We start from the raw sequence: 17,313 nt of genomic DNA, 5'->3' as shown, positions 1-17,313 counted from the left end.
CCCGGCAACGACGCGCCAACCACCTCTACACCCTCATCTGTGAAGAGCCCCTTTCGCTGGGAGCGGTCAACTTTCGTTGACAGTCAACGAAAGTTGACCGCTCCAGACCGAATGTGTGGAAGGAGAGCCGATCCCTAGGAGAGCCGCCCGTGTCCCCCGATCGGGGGACGCCGATTTCATCCGGTCGAGGGCCCGATCAGTGGACTGACCTGGGCCGACAAATTCGCGAAGGTTGTTTCACCACAGCAGCACACCCCCAAAGACCTTCAGGAGGCGAAATGACCAACACGACCGTGACCACCCGCTCCCGCTTCACCCGCCGTATCGCGGCCGTCGCCGCCCTGGTGGCAGCGCCGGCGCTGGCCTTCGGTCTCTCTCCGATGGCTCACGCCGAGACGGGCACGCAGCACTTCCAGGGCTGCGACAACGGCAAGGACGACCCGATCTGGGACGGCGTCCGGCCGCCGACCCACTCGCACCCGCTGGAGCACTCGCCGAAGCACCCGGGCGGGAACTTCGACATCCAGTGGCCGGGCAACGACTCGACGCGCGGATGGGCAGTGCACCCGGGTGTGGACATGACGAAGACCCAGGATCTGCTGGTGGTTCCGACCGTCCGTGAGACCGGGATCGAATGCGACAACCTGCTGCGCGGCGACGCCCCGAACTACTTCAAGCACGCCTACGAGTCGGTTCACTTCATGACGGGCGGCCCGGACTGGGCACTCGGGCTCAACTCGGCGGACGGCCGCCGGCTGAACCAGCTGCACATCCACCTGACCCGGATGTACGGTCCGGCAGTTGACGACATCGCGCAGGCGGTCAAGGCCGGCAAGGTGAGCAATAACGAGCACAAGTGGGTCGATCAGGTCATCGAGGTCACCGGGCACAAGGACGACAAGTTCATCAAGTCCGAGGACAGCAAGCACCAGTACCGGGCCTGGATCACGGACAGCCTCGACGCCAACTTCTTCAAGAAGCTGAACGACGACATCGTCACGCCGCTGCACAAGCAGGGCAAGCCGGTCGGCATGTCGCACGAGGCGATGCTGATCACGCGCAACCCCGCGGGCATGGGGTTCGTGGTCCTGGAAAGCGACACGAACAGCGGCATCCACGGTGTCTCCAACATCGAGGGGATTATGGACAAGAGGTAGGTCCACATCGAAAAGGCGGCCACCTGAGCGAGTCTCGGGTGGCCGCCAATTCGCGTTCTGGCCGTTACGATCCGACCATGTCGTTGCCCGATGGATCGGTTTTCGCCGGATTCACCGTGGTCCGAAAGCTGGGCGCCGGCGGTATGGGCGAGGTGTATCTGGTGCAGCACCCGCGACTGCCCCGCACCGACGCGCTGAAGGTGCTGCCGGCCGCGCTGTCAGCCGATGCCGAGTACCGGCGGCGCTTCGAGCGCGAGGCCGACGCCGCGGCGACGTTGTGGCATCAGCACATTGTCGGAGTGCACGACCGCGGCGAATACGACGGGCGACTGTGGATCTCGATGGATTACGTCGAGGGTTCCGACGCCGGCGACGTGGTCCGGCGCCAGTGCCCCGGTGGGATGCCGCGGGAGCAGGTGATTGCGATCGTCACGGCGATTGCCGACGCACTGGATCACGCGCACAGCCGCGGGCTGCTGCACCGCGACGTCAAGCCCGCGAACATTCTGTTGGGCGCCGGGGGTCCGGGACGTGGCCGGGTGCTGTTGGCGGATTTCGGGATCGCCCGGCGCGTCGATGATTTCGACGGGCTGACGTCGACCAACATGACGCTCGGTACGCCGAATTACGCCGCGCCGGAGCAATTGCTCGGTGAGCCGCTCGATGGTCGCGCGGATCAATATGCTTTGGCGGCCACCGCTTTTCAACTGTTGACCGGCCATTCCCCGGGCGGTGACTCCACTCCGGTGGTGATCATCAGCCAACGCCTGAGCGGCGTGGTGCCGCGGCTGGCGGAACACCGCCGCGACCTCGCCGATCTGGACCCCGTGATGGCGATCGCGATGGCCCGCCGACCTGCTGACCGGTTCCGGTCGTGTTCGGATTTCGCCGCGGCCCTGGCACGTGGCGCGGCGGCGACCCTGCCGCCCGCCGCACCGGTTCCCGCGGTACCCGGCGCGCCGACGGTTGCAGCCGCACCCATGGGTCTTGTGCGCCAACCTGATCGGCCGCCACCACCACATACGACGACTGGGCGCGGGTTGAGCCCGACGGCATGGGCGCTGAGTGGCATCGGGGCACTGCTGGTGGTGGCGCTGGTGTTCGTCGGCCTGGTCATGATGCGTGGGCGTGACGGCCGCAGCGGCGCAACGACTTCGGCGCTCACGACCACCACGGCCGAGACCTCGAGTCAGACGCCGACGCACACCGCAACCGAGGCCACCAGCTCACTGGTGCCCACGACAGCACGAATGGTGCTGCCCGACGCTGATTCCCACGGCTTCACCACCTACAACGGAGCCGCCCGCTGCGCCGGTGCCGACGAGGCCGCGATGATCCTGCGGACGCCGCAGTCGGCGGTCGTGATCTGCCGCAGCAGCGTCGGCGTGCTGTATTACCTGGGCTACCGGCTGTCCGACGAGGCCACCATCAGGCTCGGCACCGTCCACGCATCGGGCGACGGCTTCGTCGCGATCAACAGTCCGGATTCGGCCGAGTACCACGTCTCGTCGTCCGGACTGGAGATCGTGCAGGACGGCAAGGTGCTGGCATCAGAACCTGCGGTCGAGTCTGCTCGGTGAGCACTTGACGCGGGGCGCGTGTGTCAGGATGGCCGGGTGAAAGGGATCATCCTGGCGGGCGGCGCGGGCACGCGTCTGCATCCCGTCACGGCCGGGGTGTCCAAGCAGCTCATCCCGGTTTACGACAAGCCGATGATCTACTACCCGCTGTCCACGCTGATGCTGGCGGGGATCACCGACATCCTGGTCATCACGACGCCGCTCGACGCGCCGAGCTTCGAACGGCTGCTCGGCGACGGGTCGCAGTACGGCGTCTCGATCAGCTACGCGCAGCAGCCGTCACCTGACGGGCTCGCGCAGGCCTTCACCATCGGGGCGGATTTCCTTGGCGGAGAGAGCGTTGCGCTGGTGCTCGGCGACAACCTGCTCTACGGCCCCGGGCTGGGTACCCAGCTGCAGCGGTTCACCAACATCGACGGCGGGGCGATCTTCGGCTACTGGGTCGCCGAGCCCTCGGCCTACGGCGTCATCGAATTCGACGATGCCGGACGGGCGGTGTCCCTGGAGGAAAAGCCGGTGGCGCCCAAGAGCAACTACGCCGTCCCGGGCCTGTACTTCTACAGCAATGACGTGGTGTCCATCGCGCGCGAGCTGAAGCCCAGTGCGCGCGGCGAGTACGAGATCACCGACGTCAACCGAATCTACTTGGAGCAGAACCGGTTACGGGTGCAGGTGCTGCCCCGTGGCACGGCCTGGCTCGACACCGGGACGTTCGATCAGATGACCGATGCCGCCGAATTCGTGCGCACCATCGAGCGACGCACCGGCTTGAAGATCGGGGTGCCCGAGGAAATCGCTTGGCGGCGTGGCTATCTCAGCGGTGATGAGCTGCGGGCACGCGCCGAGCCGTTGGTGAAGTCCGGCTACGGCACGTACCTGCTGGACCTGTTGGACAGGGGATACTGATGGCACGCCTGCTGGTCACCGGGGGCGCGGGGTTCATCGGGGCCAACTTCGTCCGCTACGTCCTGGACCACACCGACCATCACGTGACGGTGCTGGACAAGCTGACGTACGCGGGCAACCGGGAGTCCCTTGCGGGCCTGCCCGAACAGCGAATGACGTTCGTCCTGGGGGATATCGCCGACGCCGCGTTGGTCGACGAGCTGATGGCGACGACCGACGTCGTGGTGCACTTCGCCGCCGAATCGCACAACGACAACTCCCTGCGCGATCCGGAACCGTTCCTGCACACCAACGTGGTCGGGACGTTCACGCTGCTGGAGTCGGTGCGCAAGCACGGCACCCGGCTGCACCACATCTCAACCGACGAGGTCTACGGTGACCTCGAACTCGACGACCCCGCCAAGTTCACCGAACGCACCGCCTACAACCCGTCGTCGCCGTACTCGTCGACCAAGGCCGGCAGTGACCTGCTGGTGCGGGCGTGGGTGCGCTCGTTCGGCGTCCGCGCCACAATCTCCAACTGCTCCAACAACTATGGGTCCTACCAGCACGTCGAGAAGTTCATCCCCCGGCAGATCACCAACGTGCTGTGCGGCATCCGGCCGAAGCTCTACGGCGCCGGCCGCAACGTGCGCGACTGGATTCACGTGGACGATCACTCGTCCGCCGTGCTGACGATCATCGAGCAGGGCCGCCTCGGCGAGACGTACCTGATCGGCGCCAACGGCGAAAAGGACAACAAGACCGTCATCGAGATGATCCTGGCGCAGATGGGGCAGCCGGCCGACGCCTACGACCACGTCACCGACCGGGCCGGCCACGATCTGCGTTACGCCATCGATTCGACCAAGCTGCGCACCGAACTCGGTTGGCAGCCAAAGTATGTCGACTTCGCCGACGGGCTGGACGCCACCATCGCCTGGTACCGCGACAACGAAGCCTGGTGGCGTCCCGGCAAGGACGCCACGGAAGCGCGCTACGCGAGCCAGGGCCAGTGAGCGGTGGGCAACCCGTGACCGAATACGGAAAACCGTTGTCCGCCAATGTCACGCCGATTCCCGGCCTGACCATCTGGGACCTGCCGGTGCACGGCGACAACCGCGGCTGGTTCAAGGAGAACTGGCAGCGCGCGAAGATGACGGCGCTCGGGCTGCCGGATTTCGGGCCCGTGCAGAACAACATCTCGTTCAACGACGCGGCCGGCACCACCCGCGGCATCCACGCCGAGCCGTGGGACAAGTTCGTCTCGGTGGCGACGGGCCGGATCTTCGGCGCCTGGGTCGATCTGCGCGACGGCCCGACGTTCGGTGCGGTCTTCACCGCCGAGTTGGACCCGTCGCGCGCGGTGTTCGTGCCCCGTGGGGTCGGCAACGCGTTCCAGACCCTGGAGTCCGACACCGCGTACGTCTACCTCGTCAACGACCACTATTCGCCTGACGCGCAATATGTTTCGGTGAATCTCGCCGACGAGACGCTGGCCATCGAGTGGCCGATTCCGCTCGAGAGTGCCGAGCTGTCGGCCAAGGACCGGGCCCATGCCCGGCTGGCGGACATCAACCCTGTCGCACCGCGAAAGACTCTGGTGTTGGGGGCGAATGGCCAGGTCGGCCGGGCACTGCGCGCCGAATATAGGGATGATCCGACCGTCGAGTTCGTCACCCGCGATGAGGTGGACCTGGCGGGTGATCTGGAGACGGCCCGCCGGTGGCAGGACTACGACACCGTCATCAACGCCGCCGCGTACACCGCCGTGGATGCGGCCGAGACCCCGAGTGGGCGAGCCGACGCCTGGGCCGTCAACGTCACCGGCGTCGCAGCGCTGGCCCGTATCGCGACCGCCCACGGCCTTTCGCTGGTGCATCTCTCCAGCGACTACGTCTTCGACGGGACCTCAGACGCCCCGTACCGGGAGGACGACCCGATCGCCCCACTCGGGGTGTACGGCCAGACCAAGGCGGCCGGCGACCAGATCGTCGCGACGGTGCCGCGGCACTACATCCTGCGGACCTCGTGGGTGATCGGGGACGGCCACAACTTCGTCCGCACCATGGCGTCGCTGGCCGAGCGCGGCGTCGACCCGTCCGTCGTCGACGACCAGTTCGGGCGGCTGACGTTCACCTCGGAGCTGGCCCGGGCGATCCGGCACCTGACCACAACCGGCGCCCCCTATGGGACGTACAACGTCACGGGTTCGGGTCCAGCACTGTCGTGGGCCGACATCGCCCGTCGGGTTTTCGAGCTGACGGGCCACGACCCGGCGCGCATCACGGGCGTCAGCACCGACACCTATTTCGCGTCGGCGACCAGTGCGGTGGCCCCGCGGCCGCGCAACAGCGTGCTCGACACTCAGAAGTTGGAGTCAACGGGATTCAAACCCGAGGCGGCCGACGATTCGTTGTCGCGCTACCTGGGTCGGTAGCTGCGCTTTCCCGCCAAGCGGGCGCTTGCTTGGGTGCGTCGTGAAGCGCCGTGTGAAGATGGACGGACTATGAGCTCTACAGATCTCAGCCCGGCATCCCTGCGCGCGGCGTTCGGCCACTTCCCGATCGGCGTCGTCGCCATTGCAGCCCACATCGACGGCGAGAAGGTCGGTCTGGCCGCCAGCACGTTCGTGCCGGTTTCACTGGAGCCGCCGCTCGTCTCGTTCTGTGTGCAGAACACGTCGACCACCTGGCCGAAGCTCAAGGATCTGCCCGCCCTGGGGATCAGCGTGCTGGGCCAGCAGCACGACGCCGCGGCGCGCACCCTGGCCGCCAAGACCGGCGACCGGTTCGCGGGCATGGAAACCGAGTTGCGCGACAACGGCGCACTGTTCATCCACGGCACCAGCGTGTGGCTGGAGACGTCGATCGATCAGCTGGTCCCCGCCGGCGATCACACCATCGTGGTGCTGGCGATCAGCGACATCGTCATCAACCCCGATGTCGAGCCGATGGTGTTCCACCGCAGCGCGTTCCGCCGCCTGGAGGCCTGAGTCAGGGCTTGGCGGCCAGCTCCTGCCGGTACCTCGCGACCCGCGCCTCGAGTTCGGCGGCATCGTCAGGCCGCCCTTCCTTACGGGCCAGTTCGGCGCGCAAGGAAAGCTCGCGGATGGCGGTCCGAATGTCGTTGACGCTGTGCGTTTCTGATTGGCCCATCTGGCTGCCTTTCGTCACGGATTGGCTGCCCTTCCGAGCCTACGCCGAAACATCGCCGTCCCCGCCCGATCGGCGTCTGAAGCCAAACCTGCTCGAGATGAACGAAATGGTCGCTCCCAAGACTTGGGAACGACCATTTCGTCGATCTCGATGCTTGCGTGCGCCCTACCTCCGGAAGAGCTTGTTACCCAGCCAGACGATGGGGTCGTACTTGCGGTCGGCGACGCGCTCCTTCATCGGGATCAGCGCGTTGTCGGTGATCTTGATGTGCTCGGGGCAGACCTCGGTGCAGCACTTGGTGATGTTGCAGTAGCCCAGGCCGAACTCGTCCTGCGCCATGTCCTTGCGGTCCAGGGTGTCGAGCGGGTGCATGTCCAGCTCGGCCACCCGCATCAGGAAGCGTGGCCCGGCGAACGCCTGCTTGTTCTCCTCGTGGTCGCGCACCACGTGGCAGGTGTTCTGGCACAGGAAGCACTCGATGCACTTGCGGAACTCCTGCGACCGCTCGACATCCTCCTGCTGCATCCGGTACTCGCCGGGCTTGAGGTCCTTCGGCGGCGCGAAAGACGGGATCTGGCGCGCCTTTTCGTAGTTGAACGACACGTCGGTCACCAGGTCGCGCATGATCGGGAACGCCCGCAGCGGGGTGATGGTGACGGTCTCGGCCGGGTCGAACGTCGACATGCGCGTCATGCACATCAGCCGGGGACGGCCGTTGACCTCCGCCGAACACGAGCCGCACTTGCCGGCCTTGCAGTTCCACCGCACCGCGAGGTCCGGGGCCTGCGTGGCCTGGATGCGGTGGATGATGTCGAGCACCACCTCACCGTCGTTGACCTCGACCTTGAAGTCGTCGAGACCGCCGCCGGTGTCGTCCCCGCGCCAGACCCGCAGATTGGCTTGGTAGCTGTTGCTCATCGCTAGCTCCGTTCCGGATGGGCGGCCAGTTCGGCGTCGGTGTAGTACTTCTCGAGCTCGGACAGCTCGAAGCAGGCGAGCAGTTCGGCGGGCATGGGCACCTGCTGCTCGGGGGTGACGGTGACGTTCGGAACAAGGGAGTCGCCGGCCCCGTCCATTTGGGCGCTGCACACCAGCAGGATGTTGCGCCAGTCGGCGCTCATCTCCGGGTAGTCGTCACGGGTGTGGCCGCCGCGGCTCTCGGTGCGGGCCAGGGCGGCCTTGGCGACACACTCGCTGACGAGCAGCATGTTGCGCATGTCGATGGCCAGGTGCCAACCGGGGTTGAACTGCCGGTGGCCCTCGACGGTGACGTTGTGCATCCGGCGCTTGAGGTCGTCGAGCTTGAGCAGCGCCTGCTCGATTTCTTCCTTGGTGCGGATGATGCCGACCAGGTCGTTCATCGACTGCTGCAACTCGGTGTGCAGGGTGTACGGGTTCTCGGCGCCGACGTGCTCGTCGAACGGCTCCAGCGCCTCCCGCGCGGCGGTGGTCAGCGCCTCATCGGAGACGACGGGCCGCGCGGGCAATGACTTGACGTACTGCGCGGCCCCGAGGCCCGCCCGTCGGCCGAACACCAGCAGGTCGCTCAGGGAGTTACCGCCGAGCCGGTTGGAGCCGTGCATACCGCCCGAGCACTCGCCCGCGGCGAACAGGCCGGGCGTCCGGGACGCGCCGGTGTCGGGGTCGACCTCGATGCCACCCATGACGTAGTGGCAGGTCGGACCGACCTCCATTTCGTCCTTGGTGATGTCGACCTCGGCCAGCTCCATGAACTGGTGGTACATCGACGGCAGGCGCTTCTTGATCTCCTCGGTCGGGATGCGCGAGGCGATGTCGAGGTAGACGCCACCGTGCGGGGTGCCGCGACCGGCCTTGACCTCGGAGTTGATGGCGCGCGCCACCTCGTCGCGCGGCAGCAGGTCAGGGGTGCGCCGGGCGGAGTCGTTGTCCTTGAGCCACTGGTCGGCTTCTTCCTCGGTCTCGGCGTACTGGCCTTTGAACACCGAGGGGATGTAGTCGAACATGAACCGCTTGCCCTCGGAGTTCTTGAGCACTCCGCCGTCGCCGCGCACACCCTCGGTGACGAGGATGCCCTTCACCGACGGCGGCCAGACCATGCCGGTCGGGTGGAACTGGATGAACTCCATGTTGATCAGCGTCGCGCCGGCCCGCAGTGCGAGGGCGTGCCCGTCGCCGGTGTACTCCCAGGAGTTCGACGACACCTTGAACGACTTACCGATGCCGCCGGTGGCCAGCACCACGGCGGGCGCTTCGAACAGCACGAACCGGCCCGACTCGCGCCAGTAGCCGAACGCGCCGGCGATGCGGTCCCCGTCCTTCACCAGCTCGGTGATGGTGCACTCGTGGAAGACCTTGATGCGGGCCTCGTAGTCACCCGTCTCGGCGAAATCCTCCTGCTGCAGCGAGACGATCTTCTGCTGCATGGTGCGGATGATCTCCAGGCCGGTGCGGTCACCGACGTGCGCCAGCCGCGGGTAGGTGTGGCCACCGAAGTTGCGCTGGCTGATGCGGCCGTCCTTGGTGCGGTCGAACAGCGCGCCGTAGGTCTCCAGCTCCCACACCCGGTCCGGTGCTTCCCGGGCGTGCAGCTCGGCCATGCGCCAGTTGTTCAGGAACTTGCCGCCGCGCATGGTGTCTCCGAAGTGCACCTGCCAGCTGTCCTTGGAGTTCGCGTTGCGCATCGAGGCGGCGCAGCCGCCTTCGGCCATGACGGTGTGGGCCTTGCCGAACAACGACTTACACACCACCGCGACCCGCAGGCCCTGCTCCCGGGCCTCGATGACCGCACGCAACCCCGCCCCGCCGGCTCCGATTACGACGACGTCGTATTCGTGCCGTTCGAGTTCAGCCATGAAATAACTCCAAATTGTTGTGAACAGCGTTGAAAATCAAAAAGTTTCGTTGCCGACAAAACTCATCCGACAAACCTCGGGTCGCTGAACCACCCGGCCGACACCGCCATGACGTAGAAGTCGGTGAACATCAGGGTGCCGAGGGTGATCCACGCGTACAGCTTGTGGCGAGTGTTGAGCTTGCTGACCTGGGTCCAGATCCAGTAGCGCACAGGGTGTTTCGAGAAGTGCTTGAGCCGGCCGCCGGTGACGTGCCGGCAGGAGTGGCAGGACACCGTGTAGACCCACAGCATGATGACGTTGCCCAGCAGGATGATGTTGCCGAGCCCGAAGCCGAAACCGCTGGGCGAGTGGAACGCGACGATGGCGTCGTAGGTGTTGATCACCGAGATGATGACCGCGATGTAGAAGAAGTACCGGTGGGTGTTCTGGATGATCAGCGGGAACCGCGTCTCACCGGTGTACTTGGCATGCGGTTCGGCGACGGCGCAGGCCGTCGGGGACTGCCACACCGTGCGGTAGTAGGCGCCGCGGTAGTAGTAGCAGGTCAGCCGGAACAGCAGCAGGAACGGCAGGGACAGCGCCGCGAACGGAATCAGCGACAGCGGTCCGTCGGCCGGCAGAATCTGGGGCCAGAACTCGCTGGCCGCACCGCACTTGACGCTCAGACACGGTGAGTAGAACGGCGTCAGGTAGTGGTAGTCCGCGACGTAGAAGTGGTCCCGCTGGAAGGCGCGCACCGTCGCGTAGATGACGAACGCCGCGAAACCCAGGTCGATGAGAATCGGGGATTTGAGCCAGTTATCGGTCCGCAGGGTGCGCTGCGGTATCTGCGCACGCGTGGGGGAAAAGACGCCGGTCCCGGGGCGGTTGGCGGCGGGTGCGCTCACGAAAGCATCCTCGATTTCGTTTGGGGGCAGGGCCTACCTATGAAGTTGTGGGACGGGCCGGTGATGGGCACGACGACCGTCGTGCCCAAGTCGGTCAGCCGCCGACGCCACCGTCGTGGTCGTTCCAGAATTCGCTGGAGTAGTCGTGGTCAGGGATCACGATCTTTTCCTTGGCGTGCTGGGTCTTGATGCCGCGGCTGAATTCCAGCTCTTCGATGTCGATGTCCAGCCGCTCGATGTCGACGGCCAGGCGCTCGGCGTCATTCGCGATGCGGCGGGTGGCGGGGGAGTCCCCGTATTTGGCGGCCAGCGAGCTGACGGACCGACGCAAATTGCCGATCAACTCGTGCAGTTCGGTGAGCTCAGTGGTGGTGGACATCGGGCGACCTCCTTGGGCTGAAGGGTGTCATAAATCACAGTACGACACCGGATGCTAGTCAGATCCGGAGATGAAAGTGAGACAGGTCACGTTTGTGGGGACGGTGTCGGCATGTCGTCGCAGTGGTGGTCGGTACGGTATGACCATGTCCGACGCGGTTCTGGCGCAGCGCGCCGAAGCACTATTGGCCCTGCACCAGCCGGGGAACCCGGTCGTCCTGCCGACCGTGTGGGACGCCTGGTCGGCGAAGCTGGCGGTGTCCGCCGGGTTCGTCGCGCTGACGGTCGGCAGCCACCCGGTCGCCGACTCGGTGGGCAAGCCCGACGGCGAAGGCATGTCGTTCGACGACCTCACCACGCGCGTCAGCCAGATCACCGCGGCCGTCGACGTGCCGGTGTCCGTCGACATCGAATCCGGTTACGGCGAGGCCCCGAGCCGTCTGATCTCCGGACTGCTGGCCGCGGGCGCCGTCGGCCTGAACATCGAGGACACCGTGCACAAGGACGGGGGCCGCATCCGCGACGCGCAGGAGCACGCCGACCTGGTCGGTGAATTGCGCAGGGCGGCAGACGCTTCCGGCGTCCACGTGGTGATCAACGCCCGCACCGACCTGTTCCTGCGCCAGATCGGCGACGAAGCCGACCGGTACGAGCGCGCTGTCCAGCGACTGAAGCTGTGCGCCGATGCCGGGGCCGACTCGCTGTATCCGGTGGGCCGCCACGACGACGACACCTATCGCCGGCTGGCCGCCGACCTGCCGCTGCCCATCAACGCCATCGCGATCCCCGAGTCCGACGACCCCGCGTCGTTCGGTCCGTTGGGGGTCGGGCGAATCAGTTTCGGTCCGTTCCTCCAGCGGGCGTTGGGCACGGCAGCCGCCGATATTCTGGCGCGGTGGCAGTGAGCGACTCCCAGCGTGAGCGCGACGCGGCTGAGAATTACGGATTGTGGTGGGCCGCCGGCGTTGCCGCCGCGATCCTGCTGATCATCCTCATCTATCAGGTGGTCCAGACCTCCGAGGAGTCCGAGCAGCCGTCGGGTCCCGTCGGTGACTCCACCGTGCTGACGACGTATCCGACCACCAAGCGGACGACGACCCGAACCACCACCACGACGACCACCACAACCACGACGACGACAACGACGACGACGGAAAGCACGTCGGAGACGTCGACGACGGACGATACGTCGACGACCACCAGCACGTACACGCCGTCGAGCACGTCCGGTTACGGGACGACCACCACCACGACGACGATCTACAACCCGTACACGACGGCGACCACGGTCCCGCCCGCCGGCGTCGGGTAGCTTTCCGCAGGTCTGTGACCCGGACCACTCACTTCACGGGCGTTTGCCGAGGCCTGTGAGAAGAGCGTGACGGTCGATTCACACGCGGCAACACAATTCGCAATATCGGCTCCCTACCTTTTGGGGCATGGACGCGAAGAACCTTGTGGTCGTGGGCCACGGAATGGTCGGCCACCGCCTCGTCGAGGCGCTGCGCTCGCGGGATGCCGCGGGCCAATGGCGCATCACAGTGCTGTCCGAAGAAGCGGACGCCGCGTATGACCGGGTGGGGCTCACGGGTTACACCGAGCACTGGGACCGGTCGAAGCTGGCGCTGCCGGGCAACGGGTATGACGGCGACGGGCTCGTGGACCTCGTGCTGGCCGACAAGGTCGGCGGTATCGACCGCGCCACCAAGACGGTGGTGACTGAGTCGGGCCGCGGCATCGCGTACGACAAACTGGTGTTGGCCACGGGCTCTTACGCTTTCGTGCCGCCGGTGCCTGGTCACCAGCTCGACGGCTGCTTCGTCTACCGCACCCTGGACGACCTCGACGGCATCCGCGCCGCCATGCAGCGATCGGCCGACCACGGCAACAACACCGGTGTCGTCATCGGTGGTGGTCTGCTGGGCCTGGAAGCGGCGAATGCGTTGCGCCAGTTCGGCATGCAGGCCCACATCGTCGAGCGGGCGCCCCGTCCGATGAACCAGCAGCTCGACGACGCCGGCGGTGCGCTGCTGGCCCGCATGATCGGCAAGCTGGGCATCTCGGTGCACCTGGATGTCGGCACCGACGCCATCGAGCCGCTCGACGAGGGCATCCGCGTGCTGCTCAGCGACGGCACCCTGATCGACGCCGGCCTGGTCATCTTCGCCGCCGGTGTGCGTCCGCGCGACGAGCTGGCCCGTGACGCCGGCCTGGAGCTGGCCGAGCGCGGCGGCGTCCTGACCGATCTGTCCTGCGTGACAAGCGATCCCGACATCTACGCCATCGGTGAGGTCGCGGCGGTCGAGGGCCGGTGCTACGGCCTGGTCGGCCCCGGTTACACCACCGCCGAGGTGGTCGCCGACCGCCTGCTCGGTGGCGCTGCCGAATTCCCCGAGGCCGACATGTCGACCAAGCTGAAGCTACTCGGCGTCGACGTCGCGAGTTTCGGTGACGCGCAGGGCGTTACGCCCGACTGCCTGCAGGTCGTGGTCAACGACCCGGTGAAGCAGACCTACGCCAAGCTGGTGCTGTCCGACGATGCCCAGACCCTGCTGGGCGGCATCCTGGTCGGCGACGCGTCGTCGTACGGCGTGCTGCGCCCGATGGTCGGTGAGGCGCTGCCCGGCGACCCGCTGGCGCTCATCGCCCCGGCCGGCTCCGGTGACGGCGCAAGCGCTCTCGGCGTGGGCGCCCTGCCGGACGCCGCCCAGATCTGCTCCTGCAACAACGTCACCAAGGGCGACCTGTGCGGTGCGATCGAAGGCGGTTGCTCCGACGTCGCCGGCCTGAAGGCCTGCACCAAGGCCGGAACCTCCTGCGGCTCTTGCGTTCCGCTGCTCAAGCAGCTGCTGGAAGCGCAGGGCGTCGAGCAGTCCAAGGCGCTGTGCGAGCACTTCCCGCAGTCGCGGGCCGAGCTCTTCGAGATCATCTCGGCCACCGAGATCCGGAAGTTCTCCGGCCTGATCGAGAAGTTCGGCACCGGAAAGGGTTGCGACATCTGCAAACCCGCCATCGCCTCGATCCTGGCGTCGACCAGTAGTGGCCACATCCTCGACGGCGAACAGGCCGCCCTGCAGGACTCCAACGACCACTTCCTGGCCAACATCCAGAAGAACGGCAGCTACTCGGTGGTGCCGCGCGTCCCGGGCGGTGACATCACGCCGGAGCAGTTGATCCTGATCGGCGAGATCGCCAGGGACTTCGGGCTTTACACCAAGATCACCGGTGGCCAGCGAATCGACATGTTCGGTGCCCGGGTGGACCAGCTGCCGGAAATCTGGCGGCGGCTGGTCGACGGCGGCATGGAGTCCGGGCAGGCGTACGGCAAGTCGCTGCGCACCGTCAAGAGCTGCGTCGGTAGCGACTGGTGCCGCTACGGCCAGCAGGATTCGGTGCAGATGGCCATCGATCTGGAGCTGCGCTACCGCGGCCTGCGGTCGCCGCACAAGATCAAGATGGGTGTCTCCGGCTGCGCCCGGGAATGCGCCGAGGCCCGCGGCAAGGACGTCGGCGTCATCGCCACCGAGACCGGCTGGAACCTGTACGTCGGCGGCAACGGCGGTATGACGCCCGCCCACGCGCAGCTGCTGGCCGGCGACCTCGACGACGAGACCCTCGTCCGCTACATCGACCGGTTCCTGATGTTCTACATCCGCACCGCGGACCGGCTGCAGCGCACCGCCCCCTGGGTCGACCAGATGGGCCTCGACCACGTCCGCGACGTCGTGTGCAACGACTCTCTCGGTCTGGCAAGCGAATTCGAAGCCGCCATGGAACGGCACGTCGACGGCTACTCCTGCGAGTGGAAGGGCGTGCTGGACGACCGCGCGAAGCTGTCGCAGTTCGTCTCGTTCGTCAACGCCCCCGATGTCGCCGACCCGACCATCGAGTTCACCGAACGCAACGGTCGCAAGGTGCCGATCGGCATGCCCACCGTCCCGCCCGCCAAGAGTTGATCAGGAGGACACGATGACGCTCAACGACCTTTCCGAAGTTACGCAGTACCAGGACCGTTCGGAGTGGACCGCGGTCTGCTCGTACCACCGGCTGGTGCCGGGGCGCGGGGCCGGTGTCCTGCTGCCGGACGGCACGCAGGCGGCCCTGTTCCGCCTGCACGACGGCTCGCTGTACGCCGTCGGCAACATCGACCCGTTCTCCGGTGCTGCCGTGATGTCCCGTGGACTCGTCGGTGACCGCGCGGGCCGGGCCTGCGTGCAGAGCCCCATCAAGAAGCAGGCCTTCGCGCTGGATGACGGTGTCTGCCTTGATGATCCTTCGGTGAGCCTGCCCGTCTACCCGATCCGGGTGTGGGCCGGGCTGGTCGAGATCGGCCCGCTGGGCGTCGACGTGGCGGCATAAGTATCGAATGTTGGCTTGTGTTCGAGGATTCGCGAGATTCTCGAACACAAGCCAACATTCGTCAGCAAGTCGATACGAGCTTGTGCACAGCGGACATCTTCATCACCAGGCGACGATCGTTTGGCAGCCGACGAAAGCCGAATTGCTCGTAGTACGGCACGAGGCGTTCGCTCTCCGCGTCGACGACCAAGAGCTGGAAGGATGCCTGGGCGTGAACAGTGGCTGCGACGTCAAAGACCTGCTGTACTACCTGCTTTCCGACTCCATTCCCCTGGAGGTTGGAGCGCACACCCATTTGGGCGAGCAATAGCCCTGTTGCCTGGCCGTTGGCATCCCCTGATTGGCGCAGTCTCGACGAAGTTCCTTCGAGACTGACGATGATGTGCTTGAGGGCGAAGAACGCCACAATATCCCCGTTGTCGGAGACGCATAGGTGGGTACGAACTCGCCCGGCGTTTTGCTCGTCTAAGGCATTCGCGCCAAACCACTTGTCAACTGAAAGCAGACCGGTTGTGAACGTCGACACGTTGTGGCGTCCGGCTAGAAGCTCTACGCGCGACCATGCTGGTGTCGTCAACGCAGCGCTTCAACCGCCCGCGCAACGATCTCGTCCTCATCCTTGTCGAGTTCGTCAAGGATCGCTGGGTTCATGACCACAACATTGGGGTGCAAGACACGTTCATTGACAGCAACTTCGGCTCGGAAATATTCGGCCATCGCTTCGTCTGGAATGGCCTTGCGGAACGCGCCGGGCTCGTAGTGGTCCATCCATGGACGCTGGGAGTGTGTCAGATTCCAGAGCTCGGTGCTTGACCAGTCTTTGTACCGGTCCCACACGGCGTCGAGAAACGCGCGCGCATCACGCGGCACGGTGGTGAAGTTGCACTCCGTACTGGCCGGAGCAATCACAGAATCTGCGAAGGCTGAGTATGCCTTTAAGACTCGGTACACCACAGGCCCGTTATCAAAAGCCTCCACCGACGCAGAAAAGAGCCGATGACCGGTTGAAGCCAGATAGTTGGCCTGCGCCAGATACAGCAATTTCTGGAGCTTAAGTTGCGTCACGTCGGGCTTGGGTCGGGCGGCATCGAGCGTGAGGATGTAGCGCGCGACTTGCGTCGCGTCCAGGTCATATGAAAATTCTGGCTTCGCTATTGCATCGGCCACGGCTGCACCTCCTTCTCGGCCGTCGTATCGATTGTACTCAGCGGCTCTGACAGCGGCTCCCGGTTATTCATGCGTGTGTCGGCCGGCCGCTCATCGCGAGCAGCCGTTGTCCTCGATGGTCTGCAATACCCAGTACGCCGTGAACTCGAAGATCAACGCGATCTCCGCGATCAGCACCGCATGATTGAAGCCGTCGAGGGTCAGGTGCAGCACCACGGCGGTCACCAAGGTGCCGGCCATCAGCAGTGAGATCGTCTGGTACGCGCCACGGTAACGACTTCCGCACGCCGGCGCCGTGCCGAAAGCCGAGCTGAACACCGTCAGTACGATGGCTCCGAACATGACGGCCGCGGCGATGCTGTGGGCGTTGATCCGGAACCAGTCGGGCGCCACGATCAGCACCACCACGCCGGTACCGAGCACAGCGCGCTGCAGCCACCTCGCGGCGGCGCCCAGCAGGGTGCCGGCCCGGTTGGGCCGGAACAACAACCACGACGCGGCGCGCGAACCGGCGAGCACCACCGCGACCGTCCACACGTTGAACAGCACGGCCGATCCCGTCTGCACCGCCACGGGATCAGCTGTGCCGCACTGCAGTACGGGCCGCGTGGTGGGGACGACGGCGATCACGAAGGCCAGCACGCCGGCCAGGTTGAGCAGCGTGTTCTCGGTATCGCTGGCACCCTGGTAAACGATGAGCATGGCGCCGATGGCGAACAGCGCGCCGATGAACACGGCATGCGCGGTGGTGAAGTAGTAGGCGCTGATCGAGGTCTGCCAGCACGTGGCGTGTGCGCGCTCGACGGCCAGCGCCGCGCCCAGCAGGACGGCCATGACCACCATGCCGCCACGGAGAAACCGGTAGGTGTCCAGCGCTACGTCGTTGCCCGTCCGCTTGGCCATGT

General features: G+C 66.0%; 18 protein-coding genes. 10 read left to right on the top strand and 8 right to left on the bottom strand.

The window, feature by feature from the left end:
- The first annotated feature begins 278 nt into the window (after positions 1–278).
- From EB75_RS26580 to EB75_RS26555, 6 genes are all read left to right on the top strand, one after another.
- The gene (locus tag EB75_RS26580) at positions 279–1,157 is read left to right on the top strand and encodes a CDP-diacylglycerol diphosphatase (protein WP_073698218.1); all 879 of its coding nucleotides are present in this window, start codon (positions 279–281) and stop codon (positions 1,155–1,157) included.
- 77 nt (positions 1,158–1,234) lie between these two features.
- Positions 1,235–2,737, top strand: a complete 1,503-nt coding sequence (locus tag EB75_RS26575; protein WP_083612585.1) for a serine/threonine-protein kinase — start codon at positions 1,235–1,237, stop codon at positions 2,735–2,737.
- 36 nt (positions 2,738–2,773) lie between these two features.
- Positions 2,774–3,643: a glucose-1-phosphate thymidylyltransferase RfbA gene (gene rfbA, locus EB75_RS26570; RefSeq protein ID WP_073698216.1), complete on the top strand. Its 870-nt coding sequence runs from the start codon at positions 2,774–2,776 to the stop codon at positions 3,641–3,643.
- The gene (gene rfbB / locus EB75_RS26565; protein WP_061001453.1) at positions 3,643–4,641 is read left to right on the top strand and encodes a dTDP-glucose 4,6-dehydratase; all 999 of its coding nucleotides are present in this window, start codon (positions 3,643–3,645) and stop codon (positions 4,639–4,641) included. The genes rfbA and rfbB overlap by 1 nt, the downstream gene beginning before the upstream one ends.
- A gap of 14 nt (positions 4,642–4,655) precedes the next feature.
- Positions 4,656–6,062, top strand: coding sequence for a dTDP-4-dehydrorhamnose reductase (gene rfbD / locus EB75_RS26560; protein ID WP_064859855.1), 1,407 nt, complete (start codon positions 4,656–4,658; stop codon positions 6,060–6,062).
- Positions 6,063–6,131: 69 nt separating this feature from the next.
- Positions 6,132–6,617, top strand: a complete 486-nt coding sequence (locus EB75_RS26555; RefSeq protein ID WP_064859856.1) for a flavin reductase family protein — start codon at positions 6,132–6,134, stop codon at positions 6,615–6,617.
- Position 6,618: 1 nt separating this feature from the next.
- Here EB75_RS26555 and EB75_RS29460 read toward each other — a convergent pair whose 3' ends face one another.
- From EB75_RS29460 to EB75_RS26530, 5 genes are all read right to left on the bottom strand, one after another.
- Positions 6,619–6,780: a hypothetical protein gene (locus EB75_RS29460; RefSeq protein ID WP_165605560.1), complete on the bottom strand. Its 162-nt coding sequence runs from the start codon at positions 6,778–6,780 to the stop codon at positions 6,619–6,621.
- A 165-nt stretch (positions 6,781–6,945) separates the two neighbouring features.
- A complete protein-coding gene (locus tag EB75_RS26545) occupies positions 6,946–7,698 on the bottom strand; it encodes a succinate dehydrogenase/fumarate reductase iron-sulfur subunit (protein WP_029121197.1) in 753 nt (250 codons plus the stop codon).
- 2 nt (positions 7,699–7,700) lie between these two features.
- On the bottom strand, positions 7,701–9,614 hold the full coding sequence (locus EB75_RS26540; protein WP_073698214.1) for a fumarate reductase/succinate dehydrogenase flavoprotein subunit: 1,914 nt from the start codon (positions 9,612–9,614) through the stop codon (positions 7,701–7,703).
- A gap of 62 nt (positions 9,615–9,676) precedes the next feature.
- Entirely contained in the window at positions 9,677–10,504 is an 828-nt protein-coding gene (gene sdhC / locus EB75_RS26535) for a succinate dehydrogenase subunit SdhC (RefSeq protein WP_020103516.1), read from the bottom strand.
- Between the two features lie 94 nt (positions 10,505–10,598).
- Positions 10,599–10,883: an Rv0250c family protein gene (locus EB75_RS26530; RefSeq protein ID WP_020103517.1), complete on the bottom strand. Its 285-nt coding sequence runs from the start codon at positions 10,881–10,883 to the stop codon at positions 10,599–10,601.
- Between the two features lie 145 nt (positions 10,884–11,028).
- On the opposite strand from EB75_RS26530, the gene EB75_RS26525 reads away from it, so the two are divergent.
- The 4 genes from EB75_RS26525 to nirD all read left to right on the top strand — a co-directional run bounded on the left by EB75_RS26525 (position 11,029) and on the right by nirD (position 15,241).
- Entirely contained in the window at positions 11,029–11,787 is a 759-nt protein-coding gene (locus EB75_RS26525; protein ID WP_073698219.1) for an isocitrate lyase/PEP mutase family protein, read from the top strand.
- Positions 11,778–12,194 (top strand): hypothetical protein, encoded by a 417-nt coding sequence (locus EB75_RS29455; protein ID WP_166427983.1) that lies wholly within the window; start codon positions 11,778–11,780, stop codon positions 12,192–12,194. The genes EB75_RS26525 and EB75_RS29455 overlap by 10 nt, the downstream gene beginning before the upstream one ends.
- A gap of 127 nt (positions 12,195–12,321) precedes the next feature.
- Positions 12,322–14,838, top strand: a complete 2,517-nt coding sequence (nirB, locus tag EB75_RS26515; protein WP_073698212.1) for a nitrite reductase large subunit NirB — start codon at positions 12,322–12,324, stop codon at positions 14,836–14,838.
- Positions 14,839–14,851: 13 nt separating this feature from the next.
- Entirely contained in the window at positions 14,852–15,241 is a 390-nt protein-coding gene (nirD, locus tag EB75_RS26510; RefSeq protein WP_061001460.1) for a nitrite reductase small subunit NirD, read from the top strand.
- A 61-nt stretch (positions 15,242–15,302) separates the two neighbouring features.
- Here nirD and EB75_RS26505 read toward each other — a convergent pair whose 3' ends face one another.
- From EB75_RS26505 to EB75_RS26495, 3 genes are all read right to left on the bottom strand, one after another.
- Positions 15,303–15,767, bottom strand: coding sequence for a GNAT family N-acetyltransferase (locus tag EB75_RS26505; protein WP_162563372.1), 465 nt, complete (start codon positions 15,765–15,767; stop codon positions 15,303–15,305).
- Positions 15,768–15,814: 47 nt separating this feature from the next.
- Positions 15,815–16,408 (bottom strand): Panacea domain-containing protein, encoded by a 594-nt coding sequence (locus EB75_RS26500; protein WP_061001462.1) that lies wholly within the window; start codon positions 16,406–16,408, stop codon positions 15,815–15,817.
- A 90-nt stretch (positions 16,409–16,498) separates the two neighbouring features.
- On the bottom strand, positions 16,499–17,311 hold the full coding sequence (locus EB75_RS26495) for a hypothetical protein (protein WP_073698211.1): 813 nt from the start codon (positions 17,309–17,311) through the stop codon (positions 16,499–16,501).
- Positions 17,312–17,313: the final 2 nt, after the last annotated feature.

The organism is Mycobacterium sp. ST-F2, assembly GCF_001905655.1.
Taxonomy (GTDB): domain Bacteria; phylum Actinomycetota; class Actinomycetes; order Mycobacteriales; family Mycobacteriaceae; genus Mycobacterium.
The sequence above is the reverse complement of the archived record's forward strand: the minus strand, read 5'-3'. Positions and strand labels throughout refer to the sequence as shown.

Coding starts and splice junctions, on each gene's coding strand:
- EB75_RS26580 (WP_073698218.1), top strand. CDS start 279: ATGACCAACACGACCGTGACCACCCGCTCCCGCTTCACCCGCCGTATC.
- EB75_RS26575 (WP_083612585.1), top strand. CDS start 1,235: ATGTCGTTGCCCGATGGATCGGTTTTCGCCGGATTCACCGTGGTCCGA.
- rfbB (WP_061001453.1), top strand. CDS start 3,643: ATGGCACGCCTGCTGGTCACCGGGGGCGCGGGGTTCATCGGGGCCAAC.
- EB75_RS26555 (WP_064859856.1), top strand. CDS start 6,132: ATGAGCTCTACAGATCTCAGCCCGGCATCCCTGCGCGCGGCGTTCGGC.
- EB75_RS29460 (WP_165605560.1), bottom strand. CDS start 6,780: ATGGGCCAATCAGAAACGCACAGCGTCAACGACATTCGGACCGCCATC.
- EB75_RS26545 (WP_029121197.1), bottom strand. CDS start 7,698: ATGAGCAACAGCTACCAAGCCAATCTGCGGGTCTGGCGCGGGGACGAC.
- EB75_RS26540 (WP_073698214.1), bottom strand. CDS start 9,614: ATGGCTGAACTCGAACGGCACGAATACGACGTCGTCGTAATCGGAGCC.
- EB75_RS26530 (WP_020103517.1), bottom strand. CDS start 10,883: ATGTCCACCACCACTGAGCTCACCGAACTGCACGAGTTGATCGGCAAT.
- EB75_RS26525 (WP_073698219.1), top strand. CDS start 11,029: ATGTCCGACGCGGTTCTGGCGCAGCGCGCCGAAGCACTATTGGCCCTG.
- nirB (WP_073698212.1), top strand. CDS start 12,322: ATGGACGCGAAGAACCTTGTGGTCGTGGGCCACGGAATGGTCGGCCAC.
- nirD (WP_061001460.1), top strand. CDS start 14,852: ATGACGCTCAACGACCTTTCCGAAGTTACGCAGTACCAGGACCGTTCG.
- EB75_RS26495 (WP_073698211.1), bottom strand. CDS start 17,311: ATGGCCAAGCGGACGGGCAACGACGTAGCGCTGGACACCTACCGGTTT.